Genomic DNA, 15,006 nt, shown 5'->3' with positions numbered 1-15,006 from the left:
TATATCTGGACCCCGACTGACAGCCTCGACCTCAGGCCTCTTCGGCGCGAGACGTCCATGCTGGCCGCCTGATCACCATATGTTCTCAAATGTCGGACAGATTCACCACTTTCGTGTCGTGACGCCCGGATGTCGTTGATACAAGTCAATAAATGCATACCTACAGCAATTAGTCACGGCCGATGCCATTCACTGCCAGGAAGAAACCGCGCAACTGATCCTCGATCAGGGCGGAGATTATTTGCTGCGATTGAAAGTGAACAGACCCGCCTTGCACAAGATGGTTGCCGATTATTTTGCAGTGGACGAGGTGCTCCAGACTTTACCGAGCGCCGAAACGAGCGGTGCAGATCATGGCCGCCTCGAAGTGCGGCGCGCCTTTTCAGTCAGGATCTCAGTTGGGTCTGCGGAACCAAAACCGCCAGTACCGAACCCGCGCTCTTCTCCCTGAAACCTATCTTGCCGCAGCCCGCTCGCGCTGGTCGATCGAGTACGTACTCCATTGGGGCCTCGACATGGTCTTCGACGAGGACCAGAAGACCGCAGCCGCAAGGACAACGCACCGGAAAACCTTGCAATCTTGCGAAAACTCGCCCTCAACTTCCTAAGAAAATCAAGAACCGATGTCTCGATCCGAGCCAAGAGAAAACGGGCCGGATGCTCCAATGACTTCGCTCGATCCATCATCGGCCAAATGCGATAGCCCTGGGCCTTCCCTCACGGCACGGAATCGAGGTTAACGGTCAATTTTGCTGGAGGATTTCGAGCAAGTAATTTGGATCCCAGCTGGCGGTTTTGCGCTTTGTCTTGACGCTCCCCTTTGCTTTGTTGGCGCGCACGAGGCCGAGCGCGAAGCGGCGCACTACGGCCATGTTCTTGGCACCGTGTTCAGCGCGATAACGGGACAGGTCGTCCTTGAAGGCGACGTCGAGCAACCAGTGCATGCTCTCGACGCCCCAATGTCCGCGCACGCCAGCGGCGAGGCGCTCGATATCGAGCACAGCGGAGCAGATGAAATAGCGTGTCTGAGAACTGCTGCTTCGGTCGGCATATTCGAGGCGGGTGTGAACCTTGAGGATGGTCTTGATGTTGCGAAAGCGCGGCTGCCCAGGATAGCTGCGCTGCGAGGAGATCCAGGAGACATTGTCGGAAGCTGTATAGGTGCGGGTCTCAATGCGCCCATGAGCCTTTTCGAGCGTGGTTCTGGTGACCAGCTCGACGGTCGGCGCATCGCTGAAATAGGCAGCGACGTCGGCCTCCAGGGTCGGGTGATTGCCCTTGAGGGCCAGCAGATAGTCGGCGCCATGGCCGACGATCTTGTCGGCGATCTCGACCTGACAGCCCATGGCGTCGATGGTGACGAGCGCCCCTTCCAGTTGCCTGGCCTCGGCAAGCTGATCGAGCAGATCTGGGATGGCGGTGATCTCGTTGGTCTTTTCGGGGACCGAGAGCTGCGCCAGGGTCAGGCGCGCTTTGGTGGCGTAGGCCGAGAGTGTATGGAGTGCCTTCAGCCCCTTGCGTTTGTCGAGGGTGCGTCGCGCCGTCTTGCCGTCGATGGCGATGAGGTCGTGGCGATCGGGCCACAGTGCCACAATCCAGCTTTCGAAACAGCGCCCGAACAGGATCGGATCGATGCGGTTGACCAGGATACGCAGCCAACGCTCGCAGGGAATGCCGAAATGGAACTCCGAGAAGCGGCGCAGAAAGGTCAGATGATGTTGGCCCCAGGCGACGATATCGTCGAAATCGTCGCACGAGCAGATGGTGGCGCAGGTCACCAGCAGCAGCATTTCGTTGAGCGGATACATGATCCGTTGCGGTTCGCGATCGTCCGAAAGATCGGAAAAATGCTCCAGCAACAGCGCCAGCCGCGCACGAGGGGCGTCCTCGCCAACAAACCGAACAACCAAGTCATCCATCGCAGTGCTCCCAACCGAATCAGAGCACCTAAGGAATCACACCGTCACGTCAATGCAAATACAGCCCGAAATCTCATTAACCTGAGTTCCCTGCCGTGGGCCTTCCCTTACCGGGGCTTTTCCGTTTTATAGAATCATGTCACTGTCAAAAAGTGCGCTGCTTATCAGTTGCCCTCCAACCCAAGCGCAGTGCACTGCCCAGGCAGATACCCGCATTTGCCGGGGCACCTCAGCCTATTGAGTGATGTGGGGCCTGCGCGCTGCGATGCCGAAACGCTCACGCTTCGCCGTCGCTCAGTTCGACACATTGCGGCTGCGCCTGATCAAGATCGCAGCGCGACTGATCGAAATGAAGACCCAGATCCGTCTCCATCTGCCGACCTCTTGCCCAGGCCAGAATATCCTGCGCCTCGTGCTCGAACGCATTTCAAAGCTGGCAACTTAAAAAAAGGGCATAAACGCCCCGAAACCTCAACCCGTTCGTCGCAACTTCCAAACCCAGATAACACAACGACCGTTTAAAACCGGGGAATGTCCCCCTGTGAAAAACGCTTACTTCGGCACACGGTAATTTGCACGATGCGCGCCATATCCATTCCGCTATGAATTAACCAGGTTAGCAAACCACAGAGAATCATAAATTCCTGAAATCGCTCAACTTAATTTTCGAGTCGGCTTTCAATATGCGAGACAACTGAGACAACCCTTCCACAATTTATGAAAGACAGTTACATCTATGCATCAAAAGCAACCCGCGCAGTTCGTAATATCCGCGCGGGGGAGGGGGAGATATCCTATCATTCATCGGCATGACGATTCCACATGTCCGATCATCTTTAGAAAGCTGCCCGTCTACCTATAGTTGTGACAGTGCTTTATCGACGCGCTCGCGGGCTGGTTTTGGAAGTTTGGCGTCCTTGATGGATTGGAGGTTCGAAGTGTCGTCTCCGACTATAACGAGGGCAACCATACCCATGCTGTAGTGCGGGGTACATCTAATAAGATAGACACCGGGTTTCTCGAATGCGTAGGTTTTCGTCTCGTTCATTTTGCTCTTGAAGGGCTCAGCCCCCTCTGGCATGAGTTTTTTTATAGTCTCTGCGTTGTGCCCCTTGTCCTTTGGGACAAAAGTAATCGTGTCACCGATCGCAATCTTACTCAACATCGGTTCAAATACCATGGGACCATCTGCGCCCTTATTAAGCATATCGACCTCATGATCCGCTGCGAAGGCCGAACCACTCGTAGTCGTCGCTAGAAGGAAACCAATAATGTATTTACGGTAATTCATTTCATTTCTCCTTTGGCATATTGCGATTGACATATTCATGCATATTTCCCGTTTGTTAACTTTATTGGAACCGAGATGTTCCATTGATCCCTTGGTGCCGCTTTCTGTGTTTGCAGTACAAACTGATCACCTCAAACCGAATTGGATCAATCAAGCAGGAAAGCGAAGGTTTGTACCGTTGCAGGTAACGACATGCGCGGAAACTCCCCGCAGTTTTTGTAGCGTATCCTCTATCTGTTTTGAGTCCATGAGATTGAAGGCCGTGGCAAGAGCATCGGCCATTGCGGCGCTTGCGGCGGTCACCGTCACGCGACCATAAAGTGCTGCTGAAAATCCGGTTTTTGGGTTGAGCAAATGGTTAAACCGTCCGGACTCATCGAACTGAAAGCCCGTGAAGCTGGATGTCGCGAGCGCCTGATCGCGGATATCAACATGTTCTTCGGTTCTAGCTCCGGCTTCGAGATCGGCAATGCCGATGCGCCATGCCGTACCGTCCGGTCTCGAACCAAGCGCGCGATACTCTCCCATATCGACCAGCGCATGTTCGACCCCTTCCCTTTGCAACAATGCCGTCACCCGGTCAGTGACATAGCCCTGCGCAATGCCGTTTAGCGTCAGAGACATCGACGGTTTTGAGAAGGCAATACGGTTCTCATCGAATAGAACGTGACCGAACCCTACCTTTGCAAGCGCTTCGTCCCAAAGCTGTCGCGATGGTCCGTCGGGAGAAGGACGTTCTTGCGAGAAATGCTTTTTCAGACAGTTCCAAAGGGGCTGTACTGTCGGATCGAAAAGGCCGTCGCTGGCCTGCCAGCATTCATGGCAGATACGCAATACCTCGACCAGATCAGGCGAAGGCGATGCCAGCGCCCCATTGCGATTAAGTTTGGTGAGTTCTGAATCCGAGCGATAGAGGCTGAAGATGTTCTCCAACCTTTCCGCTTCTTGAGCAGATTCACGTAGCAACCGTTCGGCAGTCGAACGATCAGGATGATAGAGTATGATCTTGGCAGGTGCCCCCATCGCCTGGCCACGCCAGATGATGGGCTCAGGAAGGTCGAGTGAAACTGCGTGTTTTGGAATGGCCCAGAACACTACTCCAGCCGCACCACCCGCAAGTACAAGCCGACGACTGAGACGCTGTCCACCTTCAATGCGCATGGCTTTCGGCTCCAAGATCGGAAGGCCGCACCGACTGACCGCCGAGAACGTAATCCTCCGGTATTTCCGTAAAAGTGCTAATACGTCCGCCCTTTTCCGCAACGAACTTCTCCGCTGCTTCTCGTGTCGAAAACGGTACGGCCTCCTGTGCCCCCATTCCACCTACAGCAGCGCTTTCAATCACGAAAAAGGCTTTGCGCGCGTCGACCCAGTTTTCCGCTCCCGGCTCTTCCCAGCTTGGCGCTTTCGCCATATCTGAAACGTAGATCGCCGCGATCCCCTTCGGCTCCTCAGGCAGCATCGTAAAGGCGAGTGTATCGCGGGCGGAAGAGAACCATACCGCCTCATTTGCCGGTTCGAGAATGATCTGGCCCTTGGGGCCAGGATGCTCCAGAACATTCATCCCGCAATAGCGGCCCATTGCGCTTTCTGTCAGGGCGAATGGAGCAACGACGGCATCTTTCTTTTCATCCGGAGAACATCCGGCAAGCAGAACAAGAAACAGAGGGGCCAGAAACAAAGCGCGTTTCATAATTCTTTCCTCGAGAAAACCAACATGGAAAGGGACAACGGCAGCATGACCCAGAGGCCGAGCGCTAGCGTCAGAGCTGGAGCCGAGAGTGTGGCGTTACCGGCTATTCCGCCCATGCCAGTTAAAGATCCGGCCTGTCCGAGACCGAAGTTGAGAAGCCGGTAGGAGTCGGCTGGATTGAGAAGAAGCAGACCGTTGAGTACCCCACCGCCAACAATACGGCCCTGATCGAAAACCAGCAGAGCAAGAAGTGCTGCGTCATAGATCAGCACGAAGAACAGCCAGACGCCGATGGCGATACCTGCTGCCGTGCTCCGCTCCCGCACCAAGGTGCTTGCAAGAAAACCGATGGCGATGAACACGGCTCCCAGCAGGACCGACGAGATAATGAGTTTGAACAGCGACAGCCAGCTTCCAGCATCCACGCCGGACCCGGTCACGATCAGCGCCACAGCCGCCGCGCCGTACCCGAACAATGTCGCAAAGGACAGAATAGCAAGCTGACCAACGAATTTTCCAAGAACGAGCTGAAATCGGCTTATCGGATAGCTCAGAAGCAACAGCATCGTGCCGCGTTCCATTTCACCGACGATTGCATCATGCGAAATGAGAAGGGCAATAAGAGGGATGAGGAAGATTGTCAGGCTGGAGAGACTGACTATCACAACGTCCAGCTTGCTCGCGGCAACCGAACTGCCGGTGGGTGCGCTGCCGAGAAAAGTCATGCTTAGGGCCAGTGCCGCAAGCAATAGTGTGGTCGCCAGAACCCAGCGATTGCGCAAGCCTTCCTGAATTTCCTTGGAAGCGATTATGAGAATATTGTTCATTCCGCTGCCTCCGCGAGGGCCGCTTCCCCGGCATTGAGGAAGTGGGCGTAAAGTTCGTCCAGCGTCGGCGGAACAAGATCGAGTTCCGTCAGATTGTCATTCATGGCCACGATTTCGCGGACAAGCGCCATCTTGCCTTCCGTCGGGGCTTCCGTTTCGAAGATATCCGGGCCGAGACGATGCCAGCACAATGCCGCATTGGCGGTTGTCGAAGGCAGCCGGGAAACGTCCGGCGTCTGCACGCGTATGCGAAGAGGCAGTTGTGAAATCCGGCGCAACGTATCGATGGAGCCATCGGCAATGATCTTGCCCTTGTTCGCGATGATGACGCGCCCGACCTTGGTTTCCAGTTCGGTCAAGGCATGGGACGACATGAGGATTGTCGTGCCTTTGCTCCGCAGCTCTTCGAGAATTTCATAGAAGCTCTGGCGCAAGGCGGGATCGAGACCAGTCGTCGGTTCATCAAGCAGCAGAACGGATGGCTGACCGAGCAGTGCCTGAGCAAGCCCCAGTCGCTGGCGCATCCCTTTCGAATAAGTGCCAACCCGCCTGTTCGCAGCATGGGCGAGGCCAACACGTTCGAGCAGCTCAATATTTTGGGTAACCGGCATTCTCTTGAGCCGCGCATAGAAACCAAGTGTTTCCGCTCCCGTCAGCGCCAGATTGAAAGAGACGTGTTCAGGCAGATAACCAAGGCGCAACCTGGCGGCAAAAGCACCCGTCGCCGGGTCCTCACCCAGCACACGAACCGTACCCTTGGTTGGACGGATCAGCCCAAGCATGAGCTTTATCATCGTGGTCTTGCCTGCTCCATTATGGCCGACCAGCGCGATGCTTTCTCCAGCGTGAAGGCTGAAACTCGCATCGCTGATGGCGTCGAACCCGCCATAGGACTTTGTGACCTGATCAAGAATGACAGTCTCAGTCATTTGGTTTTCCTTTCGCCGGATCGGCCGGATGCGGCGGCTTCATTAGGGGATGGCTATCGACAACACCGCCCGGCAGAAGCGCCGGGAACTGGGTCTGTGCCCAGCGGATCGTCTCGATTGCTGGACTATTAATGAGAATTTTTGCCTGTGGCGCAGTCCACAATACCTTGTCGATCAGATCATTTGGTCGGTAAGGGCTGTCAGCGATACCATCGCTGTTGAGATCAAAGGCCGGATTGTCGCTCCAGTAATTGCCGCGCCCTTTGACCGACCAGTCGAGGTTGCGCGTGCCAACATATTTCACCTGATTGCGGTTGTTTATGAAGGCATTGCCGCTCATGGCATTGCCCTCTGAACCGGCCGTAAAGTGAATGCCTATGCTGCAGTTCTCGAAACTGTTCTCGGTGAACTTGTTCTTGTTGGCATTGTAAATGAACACGCATTTTTCCGGGCCGAGCCGCGAGGTCTCGCCTGCCAGTGTCTCCGCCTGGTCTTCCGCAGGAAGGCCATGTTCAGCTTTCTGAACACCGGCATCAAGCCAACGGTCTATCGATTGCATTCGCCCGATCACGCGATTGCCGGAAATGACCGAGCTGTTTGCATAATTGAGCAACAACCCGTGATCCCGATCGCCGTCGGACAGGTTATCCATCACCTTGAGGCGATTGGTGTACATGATCGCGAAACCGACAGAATTGTTGCGCGAAACATTGCCGATGACCTGGCTGTCGTCCGTGTACATGTAATGGACGGCGAACCTGACATCCTCCATCAAATTGTTGCGGAAGACGTTTTTGCGGCTGGCATTGGTATAGATGCCGTCGCGCCCGTAGCGAATGACGTTGCCGATAACCTGTGCACCGGGGGCATTCCATATGGAAACGCCACTGCCGGTTTGCGCCATGCGCACGCCTCGACGGCCAATGATCTCATTGCCACTTGCGATGGAATTTGCAGCGCCGTGCAAATAAATCCCGTAGAGATTATCGATAAGGCGATTGTTCTCGACGCGTGCGCCCGTGGCGGTTTTTGCCACGAAAATCCCGGAATTGAGGTCGGGCATGTTATCGCCCGAGCCGCGCACTTCCAGCCCACGCACGATAGCGTTCGGCGCATTGACCGTTATAGCGTTACCCGAGCCAACTCCGTCTACAACGGCGCCCGGTTCGCCGGTCAGTTCAATGGCGCGGTCGATCATAACCGCACCATTGTGTTTGCCTTTCAGAAGCCGGACGACATCGCCCGGCTTCGCTTTGTCGATAGCCGCCTGTACGCCTTCGCCTGCCACGACATCGATCTGCCGTGCCTGCAAACCGTCGCACAGAACGACGGTCAGCAGCATTGCAGCGCTCAAGGACTGAAACCGGCGGGGGAACTTCATGGCAGTCAGGCCTTCTTCGGTTCCACGAGCATCCGGCCCTTCATTTCCATGTGCATGGCATGGCAGAACCACGAGCAATAATACCACCACACACCCGGCTTGTTGGCTGTGAAGGTAACTGACGCGGTTGCCTGCGGCCCCACCTCCATATTGACACCGTAGTTGATGATGGCAAAGCCGTGGGTGAGGTCTTCGATTTCATCGATATTGGTGACATAAACCGTCACCTCATCGCCCTGCTGGACGGTGAACTCGGTGAGACCGAAGGCTGGCGCGGCAGACGTCATATAAACGCGCACCTTGTTGCCATCCCGGATCACCTCATTGGCGTCCATCAGGTCGAGACCATCGGCCTTAGCCTGAGTGACGGCATCGGCGAAGAATGGGTCCTCACGGCTCCAGAAGTTGACGGGATTGATCTTCGAGCGATGAACAATGGTCGCATCATGCGGCTCGGCAAAGCTCGGCCCGTCATGAACAATCACCATCTTCTCACCGGAAATGTCGATGAGCTGGTCATTTTCGGGCTTGAGCGGCCCGACATTGAGATAGCGATCCTTGGAGAACTTGTTGAGTGAGATCAGCCACTGACCATCAGCTTCCTTGGTTTGCCCCATGGAAGTGTGGTTGTGACCCGGCTGATAATGCACATCGAGCTTCTGCCGGATCGGATCGACTTTCTCGCCCTTGAAGGCACGCTTGGCGTCCTCAATGTTCCATTTGCAGATCTGGCTGTCGATGAAGAGCGTCGTATAGGCGTTGCCCTTGCCATCATAAGCGGTATGCAATGGCCCAAGTCCGAGTTCCGGTTCCGCAACTACTGCATCGCGGGGCTGGATTTTGTCGTCGAAAAGTTCGTCGAACTTACGAACGTCGAACACGGTAACGGTCGGCGACAGCTTACCGTTGGCGACCACATGGATACCGTCTGGCGCGGTGTTGATACCATGCGGGCTGTTCGGCACGGGAATGTAACGAGTATATTTGGAACCGTGACGCCCATCGATGACCGGTACGCCGTTGATTTCCTTGAAATCGCCCTTGGCAACCGCCTCTTCGATACGCTTCAGGTTGAAGATTACGATCCAGTCCTGCTCGCTCGACATCATTTCGGCAAGCGTCGTACCTTCCTCCGAATTGTAGCAGGTGGCAAAAGCGTACTTGCCCTGATAATCGCAGTCGACATTGTCGAGATTGCCGTCAACCATGATCTGCCAGGCAACCTTCATGGTCTCGCCGTCAACGGCCGTGAAGATCGCGTGATATTGCTTGGTGTCGGTCAGATTGCTGCCATCGTTCGGGATCGGTGCGCGATCCTCACCATTACAGAAGACATAGCCGGTTTTCGGATATTTCTGCACGCGCAAGCCATGCACGGTATGCTGGTTCGGAAGCTGAATGATCTTGTCGCATTTCATCACATCAAGACGGATGCGGCAGACACGCGTATTGGCCTTGTCATTGGCATAGAGATAACGCCCGTCATAAGTTCCTTCAGTGAAGGACGGATGCGGGTGGTGCAAGTCGCCATTCAGGAATATGCCGCCACGATCCTTGAGGAACTCTTGATCTTGCGGCAGAAGGCCCTCGGTCAGCACCTTCAGGCTCTCATTTGTCTGGCCCCAGCCGGTCGCGCTATCGCGATTGAACACTGGAATGCGCATCAATTCGCGCATCGATGGCAGGCCGACGATACGGACCTCACCGCTCTGGCCGCTGGAAAAGAAGACGTAATATTCGTCCAGTTCTCCAGGCTTCACTTCCGCACTGTGACCAGCGTCGCCAGCAGCAGCCAATGCCGGCTCGGTTGAGCCTGCAAACAGCGCCCCCCCTAGACCGCTTGCACCGGCGGCAGCCACAAAGGCCGACGTACCGAGCAGCTGTCTTCGACTGAGCTGCGTTTTCTTGGTTTCTTCAGACATGCTTCTCTCCTTTAGAAAAGTCAGGCAGCAGGACCGGTATCGGCTGCGCCTTCAACCGGTTTTCCTTTGACTGAGATGACGGGTCTGGCCGGTCCACCGCCACGTTCGGCAGCCGCTGCGAGGGGGGCATTACGGGCTGCGAATTTTTCACGCTTCACACGCACCTGGATCATGTGCGGGCAGCGCTGGTCGTCGTGATAGAGTTCCTGACAATGCATGCAGTAGATGCATTCGTTGACGTTGATCTGGCCTTCAGGGTGGATCGCCTCAACCGGACATTCCTTGGCGCAACGGTGGCAGGGCGAACCGCATTCCGGCCAACGTTTCAGCCATTCGAACATGCGGATGCGTCCGGGGATGGCAAGAGCCGCGCCGAGCGGGCACATATACCGGCAGTAGAAGCGCTCGATGAACAGGCCTGCAGTCAGAAGTGTCAGCGCATAAATGACGAACGGCCACTCACGTGCGAATTTGAGAATTATCGAGGTCTTGAACGGCTCGACTTCTGCAAACACTTCTGCCAGCGCAACCGAATAGAGCGACAACCCAAACAGGCCGAGGAAGATCATGTATTTGAGAGGCCAGAGACGCTCGTGCAGTCCCCATGGAAGCTTGACCTGCGGCACCTTCAGCCATTGAGCGAGATTATTGGTAAGTTCTTGCAGGGCGCCAAACGGGCACAGCCAGCCGCAGAACGGTCCGCGACCCCAGAACAGCAGCCCCGCCGCCACCGATGCCCACAAAATGAAGATCAGTGGCGATGTCAGGAAGAATTCCCAGTTGAAGCCGGTAATCAGGGAGTTGGTAAAGGTCAGGACATTGACCACCGACAATTGCGCATTGTTGTAGAAGCCAAGCCAGACAAGGATGAACAGGAGATAGCTACGCCGCAGCCAGGTGAAGAAGCGCGGATGCCTGACCAGACTATTCTGGAAGAAGAAAATACCGACAAGAACCGTGATGGCAAAAGCGGTGATGACCACATTGGCACGATTCATCTCCCACATCCGGACCCAGAGCGGATTGCCCTCGCCCAGAATGTCGGCTGCATTTGCTTCGCCGACCGGCTGCGGCTGACGCGGCGCATCAGCGCTTGGTGCAGCAGGCTGGACAGGCGCCGGTTCCGGTTGCTTCGCCAGATATTTATCCGGTAAACTATAACCGAGATCATAGCTGACATTGGCCTTGTCCCGCGCACCGAAGCCGCGCTGCACCAAGAGCTGCAAATCCCACGGTTCCGTTACGTCGAAGTCGAAGCCGTCCGGGACCTGAAACAGTGCTATCTCGCGCAGCCGCGGCGCGCCGTTGGCCATGATGTCGCCGATACGGGTATGGTTCTTGTCACGAAAGCGTACGCCCTGCCCGTCCTGCATCAACTCGATACGGTCAAAGATACCGCCGCGCACATATCCGGAGCCTTTGAAGGAATAGGCTCCGTCGCCGGCGACCAGGATCGCCTGACGCCCCGGCTTCAGTTGCTTTTGTAACCGTTCATAGCCATCTTTCCCGAGTAGGCTGATACCGATAGACGGTACTGAGACCGGCGCGACGTAAAGCTCAATGAATTCGTCGTCGGGATTGGTTGTTTCAGGGTTTTCGGCGGCGCGATCATGTTTGGCGTCACGAAACGCCTGCGTCACGTCACCAACCGACAGTTTCAGGCTGCGAACCGAGCCGTCGCCGATCAATGTTTGCCAGTCGTGTTCTTCACGAATCTGCAAATCAACCGCGCGTTGCACATTGGCTGCGACAGCCTGCACAGGAGTATTTCCGAGCCTCCCACTGCGGATAAGGCCGACTGCCGAGCGAACGACGCTGTCCCCCATGACGAGCACGGTAACCGTGGCACCGCTGACGATTTCCACCTGTGGCGGCTTGCTCTGGCCGGCGGCAACAGCACTCATGTCACTATCGACCAACGAATTCAGCGCAGCCACAACCTTGGCTTCGGGAATGCCGATCAGCACGATCGGCTCTTTGTGGTCTACCAGTTTTATGCCGCGTATGACGCCTTTGGTATCGATGCCGACGACAATGTGGATCGGTTTGCCGGAATAGCCGATCGTGCTTGTAAAATCCGAACTCAGATACGCATAGCCGAGGAGCTCATTCCCCTTTTTTACCGGCGCAATGGGCGGCTCTCCCTGTGGCTTGCCGATACTGTCAGCGCCTTGGAACAGGGTCTGCGGATCAACGACCGGCAGGTATTTTGCGAGGTCCCCAGCTCTTGCAGGCACGGCGACCAGCATGGTTAGAAGAAGGAATGTGAACAATGATTTTAAATGAGGCGTCATCGGACAGTCGTTCTTTTGAATATGAAACGAGAAAGGTGATACCTTCAGGCAATGTAGGCGGACCATGATTCAAATCAAATGCGAATGCAAATCTTTCTAAAAACCAGACAAAAATCTTGAGCTCAATCCATGGAGGAGATTGGAATGATAAAAGTATACCGTGAGCCTTGGGAAATTGCATCGATGGACGAATTGCTGGCTCTTGCCAGAGCGATGGAACAAGAATCGATTGATCATTACATAGCCCTCGCTACGCGCATGAGGGAGATGGAACGGCCGGACCTAGCTCTGGTCTTCGAAGCGCTAGTTGCCGAAGAAACCGAACACCTGGAACAGATCGAGGTATGGGAACAGACGAGCGGCCAAGGCCATTCGATAATTATATCACCTCCGGAAGCTGTATTTGACGACGAAGGTACCGAAACCGTGCCCGCAGAACTGTTAAGCGCCTATCGGGCTTTCTCGTTAGCGGTCCGCAATGAGGAACGCGCCTTCACCTTTTGGACGTATGTTGCTGCGAACGCAAAATCTGACGAGATTGCAAAAGCTGCGGAACGCATGGCACATGAAGAGCTCACTCATGTTGCTAGGTTGCGACAGCAACGTAGGCGCGCGTTTCACCTTGAACGCGCAGAGACAACGAACGCGGCGAACCTTGATCTTCCGGCGCTGGAAAACCGACTTAGCGAACTTCTTTATTCCCTTGCTCAAAATACCGAACCTTCTACGGCAACGGAAATAAGGGCGTTGGCGGCACAGGCGGAGCATAGGTCCTCAACGATTGACCATCAGCCGTTTCAATCTGTTCCGGGGCTGGAGGCAGTACCCAATACGGCCTCGAACGAAGCTTTACCCCTATGTGAGCTTCTCACCGATTATTATCTGGAACTTGGCCAGACCGCTCGTAAAGAAGAAGACCAAAAACGTGCGCTAGCGTTCGCAAGCGAAACAATAGCTTTAATGAGGATGATTAGACAACGCGGCAGATCGGTTGGTATATCGAACGAGGGTTTGAACACATTGAATTGAATCTTGTCAATCGGCGTTTAAACGGGGGTCTGACTCATATTTGATGATTTCGCGGTCGAAACTGACGCAGTTATCAGAAAGGAGTCAGCATCATGGCGACCAAGTTTCGTCTGTCGTCCCTGATCCCGGTCGGATTGATTGTTGAGCGTTCCGACGAGGACAACGGGGTAATCATTGTTTCAGCGCGGGCAGCCGCTGATCAACGTTCCTGCCCTTTATGCAACCAAATGTCAGATCGTGTTCATAGCCGCTACGTTCGGATAGTTGCTGATTTGCCTTGTGGTGGCACCAAGGTCCAGCTACGATTAACAGCAAGGCGCTTTATTTGTGAGATGACATTTTGTCGTCGCCGGATATTCGTCGAAAGGTTTGGAGAGCTTATCGTTCCGGAGCGCAGCCGTCGAACCGCTCGGCTTGATACCATCGTACATCATCTCGGGTTGGCTCTGGGAGGGCGGCCTGCAGCAGCCATTGCCAAACGCTTGATGATCCCGGTTAGCAATGACACACTCATCCGTGCGGTGAGAAGAAAATCCATGGTGCCGGATGATGCTCTAAACGCCGTCGGAATTGACGATTGGGCTTTCCGCCGCAATCACCGCTATGGCACCGTCGTATGTGATCTTGAGAAGCGAAGGATTGTCAAACTTCTGCCTGATCGGGAGATCGCGACAGTTTCGACGTTCCTTGCTCAGCACCCCGAAATAGCGATTGTTTCACGCGATAGAGGCGGCGGCTATCGTGAAGCTGCTGCCAAGGCTTTACCCCATGCCATGCAGGTCGCAGATCGTTGGCATTTGATGGAGAACGCCAGCGCAGCGTTCCTTGACGTCGTGCGCAAATCCATGCGGGCGATCCGTACCGCAATTGGTGCTACGACGATCAATCCTGCGCTACTCACTTGCGCTGAACGACTGCAATATGAGAGCTATCTACGGCGTGAGGACGTGAATTCGACAATCACCAAGCTGGCTTCCGATGGCGTGCCAATAAAGGAAATCGTGCGACAGACCGGCTATAGCCGCGGAACAGTTCGCCAGATCGTCCGCGGCCACAGAACTGATGTGTTCCGTGTCAGACAAAGTTCCCTTGAGGCCTATCTGCCGCTGTTGGATCAACTCTGGGGGTCTGGGCAGCACAACGGCGCTGAACTCTGGCGACAGCTAAAGTGCAAAGGCTTCCGTGGTTGTTCTCGTGTCGTTGGGGGGTGGGCCGCAAGGCAACGGCGGTCTGAGCGGGTCTGCGAACAGCAACTTCAAAAAGTGCCATCCGCCAGAAGGATTGCCCGATTGATGACAACTGCTCGCGATCAACTGAGTAAGGCTGACACAATCACTATTGCGGCCATAGAAGCCGGCGTTCCCGCCTTGATCCAAGCTCGCAACCTAATTGATCGTTTCAGACAATGATCCGAAGGAAGGCCAAGACAGAACTCGACCCGTGGATCGCTGATGCACGCGATAGTCTGTTTGCTCCCTTCGCCAACGGGATACTGAAAGACAAGGCCGCGGTGTCTGCCGCCATCACCGAACCTTGGTCGAACGGCCAGGTCGAAGGACAGATCAACAAGCTAAAACTCATCAAGAGGCAAATGTATGGTGAGCGTCCGGCGAACGCATTTCCGGGTGTGGAGAGATGGGTGCTATAGGCCGCGTTTCATCTCATTGACCATGATGCGGTCGGTTATTTCAGGATCGCATTGTGTCTCGACGAGGAACTCG

Annotated in this window: 10 protein-coding genes and 5 pseudogenes; 6 read left to right on the top strand and 9 right to left on the bottom strand. The window is 55.1% G+C overall.

Annotated features, from left to right (window positions below; genetic code table 11):
* Positions 1-169 precede the first annotated feature (169 nt).
* Together ABWW28_RS27665 and ABWW28_RS27660 are read left to right on the top strand one after the other, a co-directional pair.
* A pseudogene (locus ABWW28_RS27665) lies at positions 170-452 on the top strand (ISAs1 family transposase); the annotation flags it as partial.
* Between the two features lie 3 nt (positions 453-455).
* Positions 456-703, top strand: a pseudogene (locus ABWW28_RS27660) (ISAs1 family transposase); the annotation flags it as partial.
* Positions 704-743: 40 nt separating this feature from the next.
* On the opposite strand, the gene ABWW28_RS26640 reads toward ABWW28_RS27660, so the two are convergent.
* Positions 744-1,919, bottom strand: coding sequence for an ISAs1 family transposase (locus ABWW28_RS26640; protein ID WP_176588533.1), 1,176 nt, complete (start codon positions 1,917-1,919; stop codon positions 744-746).
* Between the two features lie 241 nt (positions 1,920-2,160).
* Here ABWW28_RS26640 and ABWW28_RS26635 point away from each other — a divergent pair.
* Positions 2,161-2,364 (top strand): annotated as a pseudogene (locus tag ABWW28_RS26635) (transposase); the annotation flags it as partial.
* 411 nt (positions 2,365-2,775) lie between these two features.
* On the opposite strand, the gene ABWW28_RS26630 reads toward ABWW28_RS26635, so the two are convergent.
* The 8 genes from ABWW28_RS26630 to ABWW28_RS26595 all read right to left on the bottom strand — a co-directional run bounded on the left by ABWW28_RS26630 (position 2,776) and on the right by ABWW28_RS26595 (position 12,256).
* Positions 2,776-3,210, bottom strand: a complete 435-nt coding sequence (locus ABWW28_RS26630; RefSeq protein ID WP_176588534.1) for a pseudoazurin — start codon at positions 3,208-3,210, stop codon at positions 2,776-2,778.
* 150 nt (positions 3,211-3,360) lie between these two features.
* Positions 3,361-4,371, bottom strand: a complete 1,011-nt coding sequence (locus tag ABWW28_RS26625) for an FAD:protein FMN transferase (protein WP_176588535.1) — start codon at positions 4,369-4,371, stop codon at positions 3,361-3,363.
* The gene (locus ABWW28_RS26620) at positions 4,361-4,903 is read right to left on the bottom strand and encodes a nitrous oxide reductase accessory protein NosL (RefSeq protein WP_151663554.1); all 543 of its coding nucleotides are present in this window, start codon (positions 4,901-4,903) and stop codon (positions 4,361-4,363) included. Before ABWW28_RS26620 ends, ABWW28_RS26625 begins: the two co-directional genes overlap by 11 nt.
* A complete protein-coding gene (locus tag ABWW28_RS26615) occupies positions 4,900-5,730 on the bottom strand; it encodes a DUF2705 family protein (protein WP_012093627.1) in 831 nt (276 codons plus the stop codon). Before ABWW28_RS26615 ends, ABWW28_RS26620 begins: the two co-directional genes overlap by 4 nt.
* Complete coding sequence (locus ABWW28_RS26610) at positions 5,727-6,659, bottom strand: ABC transporter ATP-binding protein (protein ID WP_176588536.1); 933 nt, start codon at positions 6,657-6,659, stop codon at positions 5,727-5,729. The genes ABWW28_RS26615 and ABWW28_RS26610 overlap by 4 nt, the downstream gene beginning before the upstream one ends.
* Entirely contained in the window at positions 6,652-8,040 is a 1,389-nt protein-coding gene (locus tag ABWW28_RS26605) for a nitrous oxide reductase family maturation protein NosD (protein WP_176588537.1), read from the bottom strand. Before ABWW28_RS26605 ends, ABWW28_RS26610 begins: the two co-directional genes overlap by 8 nt.
* A gap of 5 nt (positions 8,041-8,045) precedes the next feature.
* A complete protein-coding gene (gene nosZ / locus ABWW28_RS26600; RefSeq protein WP_176588538.1) occupies positions 8,046-9,962 on the bottom strand; it encodes a TAT-dependent nitrous-oxide reductase in 1,917 nt (638 codons plus the stop codon).
* Between the two features lie 20 nt (positions 9,963-9,982).
* Positions 9,983-12,256: a 4Fe-4S binding protein gene (locus tag ABWW28_RS26595; protein WP_376780811.1), complete on the bottom strand. Its 2,274-nt coding sequence runs from the start codon at positions 12,254-12,256 to the stop codon at positions 9,983-9,985.
* Between the two features lie 144 nt (positions 12,257-12,400).
* Here ABWW28_RS26595 and ABWW28_RS26590 point away from each other — a divergent pair, with 144 nt between their 5' ends.
* The 3 genes and pseudogenes from ABWW28_RS26590 to ABWW28_RS26580 all read left to right on the top strand — a co-directional run.
* On the top strand, positions 12,401-13,285 hold the full coding sequence (locus tag ABWW28_RS26590; RefSeq protein ID WP_100650322.1) for a ferritin-like domain-containing protein: 885 nt from the start codon (positions 12,401-12,403) through the stop codon (positions 13,283-13,285).
* A gap of 92 nt (positions 13,286-13,377) precedes the next feature.
* A pseudogene (locus ABWW28_RS26585) lies at positions 13,378-14,933 on the top strand (ISL3 family transposase).
* Positions 14,881-15,006: pseudogene (locus tag ABWW28_RS26580) on the top strand (IS5/IS1182 family transposase); the annotation flags it as partial. The pseudogenes ABWW28_RS26585 and ABWW28_RS26580, both read left to right, overlap by 53 nt.

The sequence above is a fragment of the Brucella sp. NBRC 14130 genome (assembly GCF_040371715.1).
Classification (GTDB): domain Bacteria; phylum Pseudomonadota; class Alphaproteobacteria; order Rhizobiales; family Rhizobiaceae; genus Brucella; species Brucella intermedia.
This window is presented reverse-complemented; position numbering and strand designations above follow the sequence as displayed.